Source organism: Gloeotrichia echinulata CP02 (assembly GCA_038087035.1).
In the GTDB taxonomy this organism is placed as follows: Bacteria; Cyanobacteriota; Cyanobacteriia; order Cyanobacteriales; family Nostocaceae; genus Gloeotrichia; species Gloeotrichia echinulata.
Window position 1 is genome coordinate 4,712,855 of sequence record CP051187.1, and the last position, 16,230, is coordinate 4,729,084.

The 16,230-nt window shown below is 39.9% G+C and carries 18 protein-coding genes; 11 read left to right on the forward strand and 7 right to left on the reverse strand.

Going from position 1 to position 16,230, the window contains the following annotated elements:
* The first annotated feature begins 354 nt into the window (after window positions 1–354).
* The 5 genes from HEQ19_20685 to HEQ19_20700 all read left to right on the forward strand — a co-directional run bounded on the left by HEQ19_20685 (window position 355) and on the right by HEQ19_20700 (window position 4,506).
* Window positions 355–2,079 (forward strand): ATP-binding protein, encoded by a 1,725-nt coding sequence (locus HEQ19_20685; GenBank protein ID WYM01554.1) that lies wholly within the window; start codon window positions 355–357, stop codon window positions 2,077–2,079.
* A gap of 6 nt (window positions 2,080–2,085) precedes the next feature.
* Window positions 2,086–2,214 carry a hypothetical protein gene (locus HEQ19_31215; protein ID WZI66972.1) on the forward strand — a complete coding sequence of 43 codons (129 nt, stop codon included), beginning with the start codon at window positions 2,086–2,088 and terminating at the stop codon, window positions 2,212–2,214.
* Window positions 2,215–2,781: 567 nt separating this feature from the next.
* Window positions 2,782–3,177 carry a hypothetical protein gene (locus tag HEQ19_20690; protein WYM01555.1) on the forward strand — a complete coding sequence of 132 codons (396 nt, stop codon included), beginning with the start codon at window positions 2,782–2,784 and terminating at the stop codon, window positions 3,175–3,177.
* A gap of 158 nt (window positions 3,178–3,335) precedes the next feature.
* Window positions 3,336–4,118, forward strand: a complete 783-nt coding sequence (locus tag HEQ19_20695) for a DUF4351 domain-containing protein (GenBank protein WYM03528.1) — start codon at window positions 3,336–3,338, stop codon at window positions 4,116–4,118.
* Window positions 4,119–4,185: 67 nt separating this feature from the next.
* Complete coding sequence (locus tag HEQ19_20700) at window positions 4,186–4,506, forward strand: DUF4351 domain-containing protein (protein ID WYM03529.2); 321 nt, start codon at window positions 4,186–4,188, stop codon at window positions 4,504–4,506.
* A gap of 206 nt (window positions 4,507–4,712) precedes the next feature.
* On the opposite strand, the gene HEQ19_20710 is transcribed toward HEQ19_20700, so the two are convergent.
* Window positions 4,713–4,940: a hypothetical protein gene (locus HEQ19_20710; protein ID WYM03530.2), complete on the reverse strand. Its 228-nt coding sequence runs from the start codon at window positions 4,938–4,940 to the stop codon at window positions 4,713–4,715.
* Between the two features lie 270 nt (window positions 4,941–5,210).
* Here HEQ19_20710 and pcrA point away from each other — a divergent pair, with 270 nt between their 5' ends.
* From pcrA to HEQ19_20725, 3 genes are all read left to right on the forward strand, one after another.
* Window positions 5,211–7,523, forward strand: a complete 2,313-nt coding sequence (gene pcrA / locus HEQ19_20715) for a DNA helicase PcrA (protein WYM01556.1) — start codon at window positions 5,211–5,213, stop codon at window positions 7,521–7,523.
* 145 nt (window positions 7,524–7,668) lie between these two features.
* A complete protein-coding gene (locus tag HEQ19_20720) occupies window positions 7,669–7,908 on the forward strand; it encodes a hypothetical protein (GenBank protein ID WYM01557.1) in 240 nt (79 codons plus the stop codon).
* Window positions 7,892–8,200, forward strand: a complete 309-nt coding sequence (locus HEQ19_20725) for a putative toxin-antitoxin system toxin component, PIN family (protein WYM01558.1) — start codon at window positions 7,892–7,894, stop codon at window positions 8,198–8,200. Before HEQ19_20720 ends, HEQ19_20725 begins: the two co-directional genes overlap by 17 nt.
* Before the next feature lie 153 nt (window positions 8,201–8,353).
* On the opposite strand, the gene HEQ19_20730 is transcribed toward HEQ19_20725, so the two are convergent.
* The 3 genes from HEQ19_20730 to HEQ19_20740 all read right to left on the reverse strand — a co-directional run bounded on the left by HEQ19_20730 (window position 8,354) and on the right by HEQ19_20740 (window position 11,931).
* A complete protein-coding gene (locus HEQ19_20730; protein ID WYM01559.1) occupies window positions 8,354–8,797 on the reverse strand; it encodes an AAA family ATPase in 444 nt (147 codons plus the stop codon).
* A 156-nt stretch (window positions 8,798–8,953) separates the two neighbouring features.
* Complete coding sequence (locus tag HEQ19_20735) at window positions 8,954–10,588, reverse strand: tetratricopeptide repeat protein (GenBank protein ID WYM01560.1); 1,635 nt, start codon at window positions 10,586–10,588, stop codon at window positions 8,954–8,956.
* 5 nt (window positions 10,589–10,593) lie between these two features.
* Window positions 10,594–11,931, reverse strand: coding sequence for a transposase (locus HEQ19_20740; protein ID WYM01561.1), 1,338 nt, complete (start codon window positions 11,929–11,931; stop codon window positions 10,594–10,596).
* Window positions 11,932–12,012: 81 nt separating this feature from the next.
* On the opposite strand from HEQ19_20740, the gene tnpA reads away from it, so the two are divergent.
* Entirely contained in the window at window positions 12,013–12,420 is a 408-nt protein-coding gene (gene tnpA, locus HEQ19_20745) for an IS200/IS605 family transposase (GenBank protein WYM01562.1), read from the forward strand.
* Between the two features lie 334 nt (window positions 12,421–12,754).
* Here the strand turns inward: tnpA and HEQ19_20750 are convergent, their stop codons facing one another.
* The gene (locus tag HEQ19_20750) at window positions 12,755–13,264 is read right to left on the reverse strand and encodes a pentapeptide repeat-containing protein (protein ID WYM01563.1); all 510 of its coding nucleotides are present in this window, start codon (window positions 13,262–13,264) and stop codon (window positions 12,755–12,757) included.
* Between the two features lie 18 nt (window positions 13,265–13,282).
* Here HEQ19_20750 and HEQ19_20755 point away from each other — a divergent pair, with 18 nt between their 5' ends.
* Entirely contained in the window at window positions 13,283–13,792 is a 510-nt protein-coding gene (locus tag HEQ19_20755) for a YraN family protein (GenBank protein WYM01564.1), read from the forward strand.
* Between the two features lie 388 nt (window positions 13,793–14,180).
* Here HEQ19_20755 and HEQ19_20760 read toward each other — a convergent pair whose 3' ends face one another.
* Together HEQ19_20760 and HEQ19_20765 are read right to left on the reverse strand one after the other, a co-directional pair.
* Window positions 14,181–14,321, reverse strand: a complete 141-nt coding sequence (locus tag HEQ19_20760; GenBank protein ID WYM01565.1) for an alpha/beta hydrolase — start codon at window positions 14,319–14,321, stop codon at window positions 14,181–14,183.
* 45 nt (window positions 14,322–14,366) lie between these two features.
* Window positions 14,367–14,756, reverse strand: coding sequence for a hypothetical protein (locus tag HEQ19_20765; protein WYM03531.1), 390 nt, complete (start codon window positions 14,754–14,756; stop codon window positions 14,367–14,369).
* Window positions 14,757–14,996: 240 nt separating this feature from the next.
* On the opposite strand from HEQ19_20765, the gene queA reads away from it, so the two are divergent.
* Window positions 14,997–16,163: a tRNA preQ1(34) S-adenosylmethionine ribosyltransferase-isomerase QueA gene (queA, locus tag HEQ19_20770; GenBank protein WYM01566.1), complete on the forward strand. Its 1,167-nt coding sequence runs from the start codon at window positions 14,997–14,999 to the stop codon at window positions 16,161–16,163.
* The last annotated feature ends 67 nt before the right edge of the window (window positions 16,164–16,230 follow it).

Here is a 16,230-nt window from a genome sequence, read left to right on the forward strand (position 1 = left end):
AATTTTGAGGTGTATTTGCAGCCTAAGACCTATTCTCCGGGCACATTAGTATGGAGAGTAGAATGCCAAAAATCTGTGGTTGATCACGAAAAACTCAAGTCTGACGCACCCTACAGATTTGTTTGTCGGCATCAAATTTTTGTGTCACGATGAATATCTAAACCACTGAAAGAAATATATATAATAGAGTCTCATGAGAAACGCACCCCCAACCCCCTAAGCGTAAGCGAGGAGGGGGTATCATGTACTTCGTTTGATTAGGAAAAGTTAGAATCTAGGTATTAATTCAGTCATGGGAGTGATGCTACGGGTGAAACTTGGTGATTTTGGCGGGAGGGTAAGCACATTTGTGAGATGCAAACTCAAAAGCCAACCCCTATTGACAGTAGTTCAGAAAGCAAAATAGTGTCAGCAGAAGAGCCATCGACAGACGAACTCCCGACTATAGAATTTCCTTCACGCGGGAAACTCAAAGCTAGTTCTTGGCGTATCCATCAAAAAATTGGCTATGGATACTTTGTGGCTATTGGGATTGGGTTTTTTGGCTCATTGACTGGGTTGGTCATGGCCAACTACTATCGGGGAAGAGAAATTAGGCAATTAAATCAAGCCCATGAGCAAGGACAACTACTAATAAATTATAAAGATGCGGTAGTAGGGACGCAATTGCATAGCTCTAACTTAGTGGCTGTATTAGACAACTCACAACAACTGGAAATCAAGAAAGCCGAATTTATCAAGAGTTTTGAGAAAGCTAAAAAATTGGATCAAAAAATTACTAATTTTATTGATAGTAAACCAAGGACATTAGCTGCTACAAGTTCTACTTTGCAGACTTTATTGCAGAATTATGGAACTACTTTAAAATCCTATACTAACCAAATAGAAGCAGTATTGGCAGAAATTGACTACCAGAAAATGCAGCCGCAGCAGATGGCTACAGCCAGAGGAAAATTGTTGGAAATTATGCGTGGTGAAACAGCCATGCAACTGGATCAACTTTCGCAAAAATTGAGCAACATTCTGCAAAATGCTGAAGAACAAGAGCAGCAAAGGACAGAAGCATTTGAGCAGGCAAAAGGAGTTGAGCGATTAATTGTGATCGCGAGTATGCTGGTATCTGTGGCGATCGCAGCTATTGTAGCATGGCGGACGAGTCGGGCGATCGCCGAACCAGTGATCACTGTCACCCAAGTAGCTGAACAGGTGGCGAGAAAATCTAATTTCGATTTGCGAGCGCCCATTACCACAGAAGATGAAATTGGGTTATTAGCTAAATCTTTGAATCGTTTAATTGAACGAGTATCTGAGCGGACTAAAGAACTACAACAAGCTAAAGAATTAGCCGAAGCCGCTAGCCAAGCAAAAAGTATTTTCTTGGCCAATGTTAGTCACGAATTACGTACACCTTTAAATGCTGTTATTGGCTTGAGCCAACTGCTGGAAGACGATGCTACAGATTTGGACTTATCTCTAGATTTTATCACAGATCTAGAAACAATCAACTCAGCCGGTAAACATCTACTAGAACTAATTAACGATATCCTCGACTTGTCAAAAATTGAAGCGGGGAAAATGAATCTCTACCCAGAGACATTTGAGATTGGGATGCTGATTAATAATATTGTCCTCACAGTCAAGCCTGCTATCGAAAAAAATAGCAATGTTTTAGAAATAGATTGTGATGACCAACTGGGAACAATGTACGCCGATCAAACTCGGATGCGGCAAGTTTTATTAAATCTGTTGAGTAATGCTGCCAAGTTTACCACTAACGGTAAGATAACGCTAACAGTGCGGAGCGAAAAACAAGAATTAGTATTAGACGCTCCTTTTGGGATTATTACTTTCACCGTTACTGATACGGGAATTGGGATGTCGCAGAGTCAACAACAGCAGTTATTTCAACCCTTCATTCAAGGGGATAATTCAACTACAAAAAAGTATGGCGGTACAGGATTGGGTTTAGCAATTAGCCGCCATTTTTGCGAGATGATGGGTGGGGAAATTATTGTTAAAAGTCAGCCGGGAGTAGGTTCTACTTTTATTGTTCGCCTACCACTGACTGTGCAAGATTAAAAATTGATGGTAAGTAGGTGGTCTATTGAACAATACTGGCTTTCTTTGTCATTTGTCATTGGTCATTTGTCATTGGTCATTTGTCATTGGTCATTGGTCATTGGTAAGCATTTGGGGCATATTTATGTTTCGTAATATAGTTTTGTTTTTTCGCGCCGACTTATATCATGTCCGTTTATATGAGCGTAATAAAATATTCTGTAGAGACGTTACATGTAACGTCTCTACATTGCGGGTATTATGGGTAAGCTCCCGGACATGATATTACTTAGTCAAGCCCGTCGCAACCCCGCACCGCGCAATATCGCCAGCAACGCCGCATCCCTAACACCCTGGCGAGAACCCGTAAAATTACTACTGTATTTAGTACCGTTTTATATTATACTACAATAGTTCTCTTTGGTTTAAGATTATTAAAATGTATTTTTAATTGGGACTTGCAACGAGTGAGTTAGCATGAGATGGAATTAGATGAACTCAGTATCTAAGAATTGGCAATTACAGTATTTTTTTTCGTTTTATAGCAATTTTTCGGGGCTGCGACCCTGTTTGAGTTCTGGTGGTAATAAATGTCAACAGAGTAAGAATGTAGTATTTACCACATTAAGCCAAGTTTTAATTTGGGGAATTTACACTTGCTGTTCGACAGTTTTATGTATTTGGTAATGATGTGAATTTAATGATTGGTATGAGTGAATTGGTATGGATGAATTGACAGAAAAGTTAACGAAAATATTTCAGATAATAAACGAATTGCTAAAATTTGCAGAAGCAAAAAATGCTATTCTTCTTGGTTTTTCTGGAGCAGGTATAGCAGCAACATTAACTTACTTAAGTGCCGCATCAAATATACCTAAATCCATACATATAGGTTTTCTAATAACTACGTTTTTTTTATGTCTTTGCTCATTAGTTTGCTCATTATCTTTTCTCCCCAAAACAAATCTTGAACATATTGTATGGAAGAGAAGTAAACCCAAGGTAAATTACAAACTAAAAATCAACGATGATGACAATTTTTATTATTTCGGTTCTTGCGTACTTAGCGTGCTAAATATGTTGAAAAATAAGCTTGAACTCCTTGCTGGGATAAGATGACAGCCATTATTTACTGCCTTTTAGGTCTGATGATTAAAATTTTGGCTATAAGCGCCTGTAAGCCTTGATTTTAAAACAAAGTTATCGACTGTAATTAAAAATTTAGCACGTTAAGTACGCAAGAACCAGAACTACAAGAAGTAGTCGCCGATGCCGAAATCGGTCGCAGGTTCGCCGATAAATTGGTAAAAGTGTATCTCAAAAATGGTCAAGAACAGTGGGTGTTAATCCATGTCGAGGTGCAGTCTCAAGAAGATTCAGACTTTGCGGCAAGAATGTATACTTATAATTATCGCATCTACGATAGATATAAAAAAACCGTAGTCTCCCTGGCGATTCTGGGAGATGAAAGAGCAACTTGGCGCCCGCAACAATTTGGTTATAGTCTGTTTGGCTGTAAGTTGGATTTCCAATTTCCCATTATTAAATTGGTAGACTATCAGCAACGGTTATCGGAACTAGAAAACGACAGTAACCCATTCGCGACGATAGTGATGGCACACTTGGCTGCACTTAATACCCGTAATGACCGGAACAATCGTAAAGAGCAAAAATTGGCTTTGGTACAAAGGTTGTATGAAAAAGGATTTGCGGAGCAGGATGTTTTGAATTTAATCGCTTTCGTGGATTGGATGTTGACTTTACCACCCAATTTAGAAGCAGAGTTTAAACTAGAAATACAACAACTTGAGGCGGGACGACGTATGAAATATGTAACTTCTTTCGAGCGGAGTGGGATTGAAATTGGTAAGCAACAAGAAGCATTGTCATTCGTAACACGGCTACTAAATCGTCGTCTAGGAAATATTGATGACACATTGCTTGAGCAGGTGCGCTCTTTAAGCATTGAAGAGTTGGAAGCATTAGGTGAGGCTTTGCTTGATTTTACCTCGGTTAGTAATTTAACTAATTGGTTATCAGGAAGACAACAAAATTCATAGTCTTACTCCCTTTGGGCTAGAAGATTACCGTTCGTTGTATGAAAAAGGACTTGCGGAGCAGGATGTTTTGAATTTAATCGCTTTCGTGGATTGGATGTTGACTTTACCACCCAATTTAGAAGCAGAGTTTAAACTAGAAATACAACAACTTGAGGCGAGACGACGTATGAAATATGTAACTTCTTTCGAGCGGAGTGCTAGGCTACAAGAAGCATTATCATTGCTGACACGGCAACTAAATCGTCGTCTAGGAAATATTGATGACACATTACTTGAGCAGGTGCGTTCTTTAACCATTGAAGAGTTGGAAGCATTAGGTGAGGATTTGCTTGATTTTACCTCGGTTAGTGATTTAACTAATTGGTTATCAGAAAGGCAACAAAATTAATATTCTTAAAATATTTGTAGGTTGGGTTGAATGTAGACACCAGAAGGGTAGTGAAACCCAAAATTTTCGCGAGTTTGTTGGGTTACTCTTCGAGAAGTCCCTTCGGGTCTACGTTTCTTTAAAGACAAGGGTTTTAACAGTCTCATAGTAAGGTGTACTTTTGAGAGCTTTAAGATCCTTAATAAAGCTGGGTAGATACTGGGTAATCACTCTTGTTGTAGTTGTGCTAATGCTTCATCAATATTTAGAGGTATTTCATGTTCTACTTCCTTCATCGCTAAGATGAGTCCTTCATCCTCAATAGCTTCCAGCAAGCGGAGATAGTCATGAAAATCTATGACTACTTTACGAATATTACCTTCAATATCGGTAATTAGTTCTTGAGCAAAAGGGTATTTATCAGCTTGCATCTGGGTTTTAGTGTTCCTAATCATACTACGACTTTAACGTTATTCAGATTAAAGAACAATACAGTTCAGTTAAGGAAAATTGTCGTAGGGGCACGGCACGAATAAAATTGTCATTATGAAAAAAAGATTTTGGATGCCGTGCCCCTACACTGTATACCATTTGAGTCTAACTGAACTGTATTGGATTAAAGAAGCTGATCTATTTACCGGAAAATAGCTGTAACATAAAATAATATACGTTAATTGCGATACTCTCAAAAGAAGCGATTCTTTTTCCAGTCGCCTGGGCTATCCATGACTACAACTATTGACTTCCTCAGCCACCTTAACCCCAGCCAACGTCAAGCCGTGGAACACCACTGCGGCCCGTTGCTAGTTGTTGCTGGTGCTGGTTCCGGTAAAACACGAGCGCTAACTTATCGGATTGCTAACCTGATTCTAAAACACCGTGTCGCTCCCGAAAATATTCTGGCTGTCACCTTCACCAATAAAGCCGCAAAGGAGATGAAGGAACGGATTCAAAGGATATTTGCAGAACAGTTGGCGATGAATGAACATGGTCAGCGGTTTGATTTGTTGACAGAATACCAACAAATGCAACTGCGATCGCAAGTCTATCGTACTACTATCAAAGATTTGTGGTGTGGCACTTTCCACAGTCTGTTTTCTCGCGTTCTCCGCTTTGATATTGAGAAATATCAAGACGAAAAAGGACGGCGGTGGAATAAAAATTTCTCGATTTTTGATGATTCAGATTCTCAAAGCTTGGTCAAAGAAATCGTTACAAAACAGCTAAACCTGGACGATAAAAAATTTGAACCCCGTTCTGTCCGCTATGCTATCAGTAACGCTAAAAACCAAGGTTTATCCCCGTCAGAATTTGAGCGAGAACAACCAAATTATCGCGGTAGGGTAATTTCTGAAGTCTACAATTCTTATCAAGATAGACTAGCACAAAATAATGCTCTTGATTTTGATGACTTAATTTTGGTGCCGGTGAGACTATTTCAACAAAATGAGCAGGTATTAGCTTATTGGCACCGCAAGTTTTCCCATATTCTAGTTGATGAATATCAGGACACCAACCGCACCCAGTACGACTTGATCCGTTTGTTGGTGACGAATGGTGAAGATAACAAGAGTGAGTGGGAATGGGGAAATCGGTCGGTGTTTGTGGTGGGTGATGCTGACCAATCAATTTACAGCTTTAGAATGGCTGATTTCACCATTTTGTTAGAATTTCAGGAAGATTTTGGCGATGGTTTGCCAGATGACGATACTCGCACAATGGTAAAATTAGAAGAAAACTATCGCTCTTGTGAAAATATTCTGCAAGCGGCTAATGAGTTAATAGAAAATAACACAGAACGTATTGATAAAGTCCTCAAGCCGACAAGGGGACCTGGTGAACAAATTTATTGTCACAAAGCTGATGATGAACTGGAGGAAGCGGAGTTTGTCTTTAATCAAATTCGCACTTTAGAAAACGAAAACCCCGAATTAAATTGGGGAAGTTTTGCCATTCTTTATCGTACCAACGCCCAATCACGCCCCTTTGAAGAATTGTTGGTAAGAAATCAAATTCCTTACACGGTTGTGGGGGGAATGAGATTTTATGACCGCAAAGAAATTAAAGATGTCATAGCTTATTTAAGAGCGATCGCCAATCCCGCTGATACAGTCAGTTTATTAAGAGTTATTAACATTCCCCGCCGTGGTATCGGGAAAACCACCATTGATGCTTTGGTGAACGCCTCCCAGCAATTAGGTGTCACCCTGTGGGAAATACTCAGCGATGAGACATCGGTTAATACCTTGGCTGGACGTGCCACCAAAGCTGTAAATGGCTTTGCTAAGATGATTAGCCACTGGAAAGACCAAATGGCAACGCTTCCAGGTTCCGAGGTTTTGGATGGACTGCTAGAAGAGTCTGGTTATATTCAAGACTTGCAAAATCAGGGAACAGATGAAGCTGAAGACCGCATCGCCAACGTCAAAGAACTGTACAACGCTGTATTACAATTCCAAGAAGAGAATGAAGATGTCTCCTTGCAAGCGTTCCTGCAAAGTGCTGCTCTGAGTTCTGATTTAGATAACTTGAAAGAAGGGCAAGCAGCAGTATCTTTGATGACCTTACACGCTTCCAAAGGTCTGGAATTTCCCGTAGTTTATTTGGTGGGTTTAGAACAGGGACTATTTCCTAACTACCGTTCGCTGAATGACCCCGCATCCTTGGAAGAAGAACGCCGCCTGTGTTACGTGGGAATTACTCGCGCCAAAGAGCGGTTATTTATATCACACGCCAGAGAGCGCCGTTTGTATGGTTCGCGGGAACCCGCCATGCGATCGCAATTTCTCGACGAATTACCAGAAGAGTTATTAACTACTGGACGCAAGACTCGCCAAACTTATACCAAAGTTGCATCCGCAAATAGTGGTAAGGAAAATTGGCAAGTTGGGGATAGAGTATTACATAAAACTTTTGGACTTGGTGAAATTACACACGTTTTTGGTGAAGGGAATAAGATATCTGTGGCTGTTAAATTTGCTAGTTTGGGACAAAAAATTGTTGACCCCAGGGTAGCGCAGTTGCAAAAAGTGGAGTGATATAATACTAACCGAGCAGTATTGAACTCTATCCTACTCAACCAAACTGATAAGCTTGATAATCACTTGAAATTCAAGACAGTGACTACAGGCGATCGCCCTGATTTGATATAATAATAGCAAATACTATCAACAAGTCTTGACTATGCTTCTTAGCGAAGAAATCACAATTAAAGTTAGTCCTAACGTTGCTCAAGCCTATCAAAAAGCAACAGAACGTAAAAAGCAATCTTTGGTAACACTGGTTAGTTTATTTTTAAGAGAGGATATAAATGAGGAAGTTGATTTTCTCGGTAAATTGATGGATGAAATTAGTGATAGAGCAGTTTCCAGAGGCTTGACACCAGAAATTTTGGAGACAATTTTGCATGAAGAATCCCCCTAACTATGTGTTAGATACCAATATTGTTGTTAGTGCTTTGTTGTTTAAAAATAGTCAACCGCGTCAAGCCTTAGATAAAGCTAGACATCAAGGAACTATTCTGATGTCTCAATCTATTTGGCAAGAAATAATAGAGGTTTTAACAAGACCAAAGTTTGAAAAGTATGTTACTGCAATTGAGAGAGATTTATTTCTAGGTTGGTTGACTGAATCACTTAATTTTATTGAAATTAGCAAGACTATTGTTGCTTGTCGAGATGCTAAAGATGATAAAATTTGGTTCTTGCGTACTTAGCGTGCTTAATTATTAATTAAAGTCTATAAATTTGCTTTAAAAGTAAGGCTTACAGGCGTTCATAATTTAATTTTTAGCATATGATATAAAATACAGAAAATAATGGCTATTATCTTAGCTCTGCAAGGGTTTCAAGCGGATTATTTAATAAATTCAGCACGCTAAGTACGGAAGAGCCGCATTTTTAAGCAGCCAAGTTACTGATAAAGATTCATGTAAAATAGTAATTTCGTTGGATGTTTCGTCACAGTAGTTTTTAATATCTTGTTCGTTGAAATCACGTATTTTACTGTCCTGCTCTGTAAATAATCTTGATTGGCTTCTATCACCATATAGATTAACGTGACCGTAGATATCACCTTGAATATTGATATTACTTCCCAGAATATTTATGGACTGGTTTGCTGGCGCAGAAATATTCTCATTTGGTACAATCCTACCGATAAGCTGTGACAAAAGAATAGCGAGACAATCCAGAATACTTGATTTTCCGACGCCATTAATCCCAATAAGTACCGTTGGAGTCGTTTCATCGAATTCCAGGGTCAAATCGCCGATTCCTCGGAACGCTTGCATTTTCAGGCGCTTGACTTTCATATTGATGGACAATACCCAGCGTATAGCTTTTAAATTATTTTACAGCACCAAGGCATTAATTGCAGCAAAATCCTTTTAACCCATTTCAATGGGTTGAAGCTTTAAGCTAGAAAACAACTACGGCTCTTAACCGAACCGTATTGGGGAGGTGAGGTTCTAGAAATTTAAAATATCTAATGATGCTTCAATTTCTAAATCTAAAATTCTGGCGCGTGTATCTTGATGTTCCTCTATTTTGCCTTCTTTCCAATACAAGTCTGCTGCTTTTTGAAAATCCTCAATTGTCCCTTGCTTATCTCCTAGTGCAAATCGAGCATTACCACGGTTATAATAAGCTTCAACATAATGAGAATTTATCTTAATAGCTTGAGTGTAATCGGCAATTGCATCCGCGTATCTCTCTATGTCATAATGAGCATTGCCCCGGTGGTAATAAGCATCGGCATAATTAGGATTTATCTTAATAGCTTGAGTGTAATCGGCAATTGCACCGTCATAATCGCTGAATTCTGCACAAGCATTACCACGATTTTTATAAGCAACGGCGTCATAAGGAGCAATCTTGATCTGAGTAACTTTCGGCTGTTCTTTGATTAAATAACGCGCCATACCACTGTGTTTGTCACCAATTGCATAATTGGGATTAATTTTGATTGCTTGAGTGTAATCTTCAATTGCTCCTTGGTTATCGCCTATATGAGAACGAGCATCAGCACGATTGATATACACAATAGCCACATAGGGATTAATTCTGATTGCTTGATTGTAATCCTCAATGGCTGCTTCGTAATCTCCTAGTTGATAACGAGCTAAACCTCTTTTGCTATAAGCTTTAGCATCATTAAAATTAATTTTTATCGCCTGATTATAATCTTCAATTGCTTGTTCATAATCGCCTATTTCATAATGCACTAAAGCACGTTTATAATAAATTTCGGCATCATCAGGTTCAAGTTTTAATGCTTGGTTATAATTGGTAATTGCAGCAGCAAATTCACCTCTAGCAAAACATTCATCACCCAATTTAATATAAAATAGATTAATATCGGTATCCGTGGAGAGTAGAGATTGATTTTTTGCAGGAGAGAATAAGGGTTTAATTAAGTTATTTTTGGTTAACTGAGGTGTGATTTCTGGCTTAGGTTGATATTTGTCTAGCCTAGATAGTTGACGATGAGAGTTATATTTAGAAGCTTGTAACTGTTCTAGATAACACCATAATCCCCCACCATAAAGCAATTGTTCTATCCCAAAAGAGATTCTACCAGTTCTGAGTTTAATCATTTGGGTGGGGAGAAAGCCCGCCAAAAATAGGTGATATTCAGGTTGTGCTTCACTGACATCTTCTTGAATCAAAATGCAGACCACAACAGCATTTTTTTCGACTTCTTCTTTACTCAGTGACCATCTAACTTTATCAATAGTACCATGACGAGATTTGACTTCAACGCCAATCGATGGTTCAGCGGTCAGCGTAAAATCAATCTTACCATCACCGCCAAATCGTTTTTCATAATCGACTTCGGTAATAAAATCAGCTAACCGTTCTTTCACAACTTCCTCACCTAATTTACCTTTGAGGTTGTTGATAAAAACGTCACGTACTGGCGAAGTGCGCTTATACTTTTCGGCCATATCCCAGCAAAATTCCCGTAGTGCCTTTAATCTTTCTCCAGAGATTATAGTCAGTTCGCTATAATGACCTTCTGTTTCACAATGAAGCAGGCAACTATTTGATAACCTCTTAATAAAATCAGACTGTAGCGATCGCAGTAACGTTATCCAGTCCATATGAACTACCCACAGTTGGCTCCGCCTGAACTGTGGGTTTCTACATCCCTCAGTTCGTTATTAGCGGAGACTTCCACAGATTTTTGACGCTTCTTCGCCCCTAGTTGCTTCATGCTTCCCGCTTGCTTACGCGCCTTGGTGCATGAAGTAGAGCCAGACGACTCTGCGTCTACGAGGCTAGTTCCTAACCCCGGTAGAGTGCCTTTTGCCCAGTAAAGCATTACTTCAGCAGCAGCAAGGTCTCGATCTTGAACGTACCTACAAACACCACACTCATGAACTCTGATATCGAGTGTTTTCTTGTGCTGGTGTCCACATTTAGGGCAGGTTTGAGAAGGCTTTACCTTCTTAGTTGGAACCTCTATAAATAATCCACCAATCTGCTCAACTTTGTATTTGATGGCACTACGTAGCATCCCAAAACCCACATCCAGAATCGATTTGTTTAGACCTGCTTTTTGCTTTTTCCGCTTGCCTTTTTTAGCAATACTTATCATATTTCTGACTTCTAGTTTTTCCGTGGCAACAAAGCTATTACCGCTGACTATTTCTGCTGCAACTTGATGTACCCAATTTTGACGCTGGTTAGCAACTTTACGAGTTAGTTTACTAACTTTGTTTTGGGCTTTTTTCCATCTTCTAGAAGCCTTAATCTTTTTCTTCCTATTTGGTGCGCGTTTGCGTCTCTTCTCCTTAGAAGATTTTTTGATTTTGGGTTCAGCCTGTCTCAAAAACTTAGGAGCATCAAATTGCTGATGTTTTTCCCCATCAGTGATTGATAATGCTGACTTACAGCCTAAATCAATACCAATCGCACCAGTTGGTAAAACCTCTGGCTTGAGCGCTTGATCTAAAACATCGACGGTAATAGATGCGTACCATTTGCCGTTACGAAAAACGATTGTGCAAGTAGTGGGAACTCCCCAATACTTAGCCTGTCCACGCATCTGAATCCGACCAATTTTAGATAAGTTGAGATACCCATTATCACCGTTAGACTCAACAGAATATCCAGTTTTAGCCGGATATGTCCATCCAGAATAATTGCGAATTGATTTGAACCTTGGGCGTTTTCCTAATCCTTTGAACCAACGTTCAAAAGCAAAATCAACACGCTTCAAGGTTGCCTGTAAAGCTTGGGAGTTAATTGTTTTGTACTCAGTCCAGACTTCTTTAAAATCTGGCAAACAATTCTGTTGCTCAAAATAATCAACCCGATGATTGAATTTTTGATATTGAGTAAACCTGTTATTAACTGCGGCATTGTAGAGGTCTTTGTGCAACTTTCGGTGATATCGCAAAGATTGCTCTACTTGCTTATTTGGATATAACCGGAAAGTCATTCGCCTCGTAGCCACTTTGTTTCTCTTGCCTCTCATTTCTCTTTACCCTATAATATTACTATTGACCTGTACGGTTGTCAAATGATTTCTAGAAAAGGTTCGCACTCGGTTTTTTCGGTTCACCTGCACCTTGTATTCGTCACCAAGTATAGGCGCAAAGTAATAACCGCCCCGATACTGGAACGGTTACAAGAAATATTTGCTAACGTCTGCATAAAAACTAAGTGCCAACTGATTGAGTTTTCTGGAGAGCCTGACCACGTTCATTTATTGGTAGACTTCCATCCTGACAACAATTTATCTGTGCTTGTTGGTAGCCTAAAATCGGCTTCTAGCAGGGTTATACAGAAAGAATTTGCAGAGCATTTATCCACTTTCTATAACAAACCAGTCCTTTGGTCTAGTTCTTATTATGTTGCTTCGACCGGAGGCGCACCGATTGAAAGAGTAAAGCAATATATAAAATCTCAAGAAGTACCTGTAGAATAGGTGGGTATTCGTCATACGTACCACTTCCTTATCAACCTTGCGGTTGATATCGGTCGGGTACGCAATCCTCATCCCCCGCTCCCTATCCCTACCCTACTAAGAGTTGAGGGTGGGGACTTCCGCGTAATGTTAAATTTCTGCGAGTCTTTTGATGAGATTATTTTACGCAAATTTCTGCCCGACGTAAACCATTAGATATAGAACTGACTACACCCTACGGACTTCCAAGCAAAAAAAATATCTAACTTGTAGGGTGCGTCAGTACCAGTTATCTCTTGCTATTGGGAAATTTTCTGGCTTCTGACGCACCCTACGGACTCAAATTGGTAGTCCCTTACCAACAATATAAAGTTTCACGGGTATCCCGTCCTGTCGTGGGATTTGTGCCTTTAGCAACCTGACACAAGTTTTTTTGTTGATCGCGACGCAGCAGCACATCAGTAAAATCCGCTCCATCAATTATCGCACCATCAAATTTGGCGTTAGCAACAAACGCACCTTCTAACACCGCATTTGTCAAATTTGTTTTGATCAGGCGAGCTAAGTCTAAAGTAGCATTTGTGAGATTAGCTCCCTCAAAATTGGCTGACTCCAGATTAGCCGCAAAGAATCTAACACCTCTCAAGTTAGCATGATTGAAGTTACTCTGGCGAAGATTAGCTTTGGTAAAACTGGAGTCTGTTAAATCACGTCCTGAGAAATCAGCCCCAATCAAAATTTCTTTATTGTATTCCAGAGCAAAAGCTGTGGAAGCAAAACCTAGGGTTGTTGTGATGCAAACTACTGCCAGGAGCAATACACTAAGTATATTTGCCCAAAGTCTAAGACTTAATTTAGAATTCATATTATTTTTTGTTGACTAATGGCGAATCCTCCTGCATCTCATTATCCCGATATTGGTGAATTAGGTGAAGACCTCGTAGCAAAATGGCTAGAATCTACAGGTTGGGTGATTCTCTATCGTCGGTTTTCTTGTCGGTGGGGTGAAATCGATATTATTGCTCAGTATGATGGGGTATCAGGACCTGAAAATAACTCCCAGTCTTGTATTCAGTACCCTACCTTGGCATTTGTGGAAGTTAAAACTCGTAGTTCAGGGAATTGGGATGCTGGGGGAAGAAGCGCAATTACGCCACAAAAGCAAGCAAAAATTTGTAATACAGCCCAGATATTTTTAGCTGACTACCCTCACAAGGCAGATTACCCATGCCGATTTGACGTTGCTATTGTCTACTGTCAAAAGTTATCAAAAAACCACAGGAGTGTCAAATTTATCCAAGAAGCCCTAGCTAGTTCCTTAGTAGCTGGTTACGAGTTCCAACTACAAGAATATATTCCCGCTGCTTTCGACTTTGTTGATCCTAATGCTTAACCAATGACCAATGACCAATGACCAATGACAAAGAGTAATGAGTAATGAGTAATTAGTAATGAGTAATGAGTAATGAGTAATGAGTAATGAGTAATTAGTAATGAGTAATGAGTAATTAGTAATGAGTAATTAGTAATGAGTAATTAGTAATGAGTAATGAGTAATTAGTAATGAGTAATTAGTAATGAGTAATGAGTAATGAGTAATGAGTAATGAGTAATTAGTAATGAGTAATGAGTAATGAGTAATGAGTAATTAGTAATGAGTAATTAGTAATGAGTAATGAGTAATGAGTAATTAGTAATGAGTAATGAGTAATTAGTAATGAGTAATTAGTAATGAGTAATGAGTAATTAGTAATGAGTAATGAGTAATGAGTAATGAGTAATTAGTAATGAGTAATTAGTAATGAGTAATTAGTAATGAGTAATGAGTAATTAGTAATGAGTAATGACCAATGACCAATGACCAATGACAAATGACCAATGACCAATTGGTCATTGGCAATATAAAATATCTTACTTACCAATGACCAATTACTGAATTATTTTGTGAATGTTAAGAGTAGACGGAATTACGCCAGCGTTTCTGGACAATATCCCAATCCTCTGACAAACTGTTGGCGGAATGCCTCAATTTCCTCTTTTTCTGGATTTCCATGTGAGACAATAGCTACCTGGTAGCGACGCATCACGTCCACAGGGCATTGTCCCGCTTCCAAACTCCAAAGTGCCATTTGCACCCGCATTGGCGGCTCGTAGCTAATTCCTAATTCGTTTAGAAAAGCTCGAAAGTCGCCATCAACTTGGGACGAGACGTGACCTTTGAGTTTGACCCTAACCACCCAGCCATCTATTTGATGTATGACGGTAACGAACGAAACAGGCATATCGGGTCTGCCGTGCAGGTATTGAACGACCCTCAGAGTTAGACTGGCATTTGCCAGGTAATACAAGTATTCCATGTTGGTGCTTGGGATCAAAGCCAATCCTACATATCTATATTCGTCAATAATTGGCTGTTCCGGGTAGGGTAAAAGCCCCCGTTTTTTGATGGGGAGGTTTACCCAATTTTCATATTTCTCTTTCAGTGTTAGCTAATCGTATCAATTTTTAAGTCTAGGGATGAAATTGAGCGGTAATGCTTTACAGTTTCTTGATGAAGGAAAGCCCAAACCAGCTTGTTCAAAGCAGTATAAATCAATATGGAGCAACAAATAACACAGGACAATTCCCATCAATCCTCTCCTCCAGGGGCAAAAAATGTTGAATTAGACTGTTCGTTAGCTGGTTATGACTACGAACTACCGACAGAACTAATTGCCCAAAACCCAGTGGTTCCCAGGGATAGCTCTCGCTTATTGGTGGTGAAATCTCCCAATACAGGCAACGAATTAGCACCTTCACACCATATTTTCCGTGATTTGGCTGAGTTGCTGCAATCAGGAGATTTACTGGTGATGAACAATACAAAAGTGATGCCGGCGCGGTTGTATGGTCACAAATCTACAGGTGCGGAAATTGAGGTGTTACTGTTGGAGGAACGCCAGTATAACTGTTGGTTAGCCTTAGTCAAGCCTGGAAAACGCTTCAAGCAGGGAACGAAGATTATTTTTTACCCTAGGGGAGATGGGGGGGTAGGGGGAGCAAAACTCACAACTCAACTAACAGCGACGGTTTTGGGCACAGATAAGGCGACTGGGGGGCGTCTGTTGCAATTTGATCTGCCAGAGGGTACATCTTTGGTACAATTGTTAGATGTCTTTGGCGAAGTACCTTTACCACCTTATATCACTGCCTCGGCGGCTGGTGACGAACAGTATCAGACTGTTTATGCTAAACATCCAGGTGCGGTAGCCGCGCCTACGGCGGGGTTACATTTTACTCCAGAATTACTACAAAAGTTGCGCGATCGCGGAATCAATCAAGCTTTTATTACCCTCCATGTCGGTGTGGGAACTTTTCGCCCTGTGGAGGTGGAAGATGTAACTACTCACCAAATGCATGAAGAATGGATGGAAGTCCCCCCCTCAACAGTAGAGCAAATCCGTGCCGCTAAAGCAGCTGGCGGTCGGATTATTGCTGTGGGTACAACGGTAGTACGTGCTTTAGAAGGGGCGGCTCAATCGGGTGATTTGCAAGCATTTTGCGGTAAAACCAACTTGTTTATTTATCCAGGCTACCAATGGCGGGTGGTGGAGGGCTTGATTACTAATTTTCACCTACCGCGTTCTAGTTTGCTCATGCTGGTAAGTGCTTTAATTGACAGGCAAAGGTTGTTGAATATATACCAACAGGCGATCGCTTCTCAATATCGCTTTTATTCCTTTGGAGATGCGATGCTCATTTTACCAGAAGGGACTGGGGACTAGTCCCGCGATTTCAAAGTCTTATACAATACCACTAAAACGCTGACACATGTAGATTTCGCGTAGGGGC

Excerpts from the sequence above, each read along its gene's own strand:
- HEQ19_20685 (WYM01554.1), top strand. The coding sequence starts at position 355 with ATGCAAACTCAAAAGCCAACCCCTATTGACAGTAGTTCAGAAAGCAAA.
- HEQ19_31215 (WZI66972.1), top strand. The coding sequence starts at position 2,086 with ATGGTAAGTAGGTGGTCTATTGAACAATACTGGCTTTCTTTGTCATTT.
- HEQ19_20690 (WYM01555.1), top strand. The coding sequence starts at position 2,782 with ATGGATGAATTGACAGAAAAGTTAACGAAAATATTTCAGATAATAAAC.
- HEQ19_20710 (WYM03530.2), bottom strand. The coding sequence starts at position 4,940 with ATGATTAGGAACACTAAAACCCAGATGCAAGCTGATAAATACCCTTTT.
- pcrA (WYM01556.1), top strand. The coding sequence starts at position 5,211 with ATGACTACAACTATTGACTTCCTCAGCCACCTTAACCCCAGCCAACGT.
- HEQ19_20720 (WYM01557.1), top strand. The coding sequence starts at position 7,669 with ATGCTTCTTAGCGAAGAAATCACAATTAAAGTTAGTCCTAACGTTGCT.
- HEQ19_20725 (WYM01558.1), top strand. The coding sequence starts at position 7,892 with ATGAAGAATCCCCCTAACTATGTGTTAGATACCAATATTGTTGTTAGT.
- HEQ19_20730 (WYM01559.1), bottom strand. The coding sequence starts at position 8,797 with ATGAAAGTCAAGCGCCTGAAAATGCAAGCGTTCCGAGGAATCGGCGAT.
- HEQ19_20735 (WYM01560.1), bottom strand. The coding sequence starts at position 10,588 with ATGGACTGGATAACGTTACTGCGATCGCTACAGTCTGATTTTATTAAG.
- HEQ19_20740 (WYM01561.1), bottom strand. The coding sequence starts at position 11,931 with ATGACTTTCCGGTTATATCCAAATAAGCAAGTAGAGCAATCTTTGCGA.
- tnpA (WYM01562.1), top strand. The coding sequence starts at position 12,013 with ATGATTTCTAGAAAAGGTTCGCACTCGGTTTTTTCGGTTCACCTGCAC.
- HEQ19_20750 (WYM01563.1), bottom strand. The coding sequence starts at position 13,264 with ATGAATTCTAAATTAAGTCTTAGACTTTGGGCAAATATACTTAGTGTA.
- HEQ19_20755 (WYM01564.1), top strand. The coding sequence starts at position 13,283 with ATGGCGAATCCTCCTGCATCTCATTATCCCGATATTGGTGAATTAGGT.
- HEQ19_20765 (WYM03531.1), bottom strand. The coding sequence starts at position 14,756 with ATGGAATACTTGTATTACCTGGCAAATGCCAGTCTAACTCTGAGGGTC.
- queA (WYM01566.1), top strand. The coding sequence starts at position 14,997 with ATGGAGCAACAAATAACACAGGACAATTCCCATCAATCCTCTCCTCCA.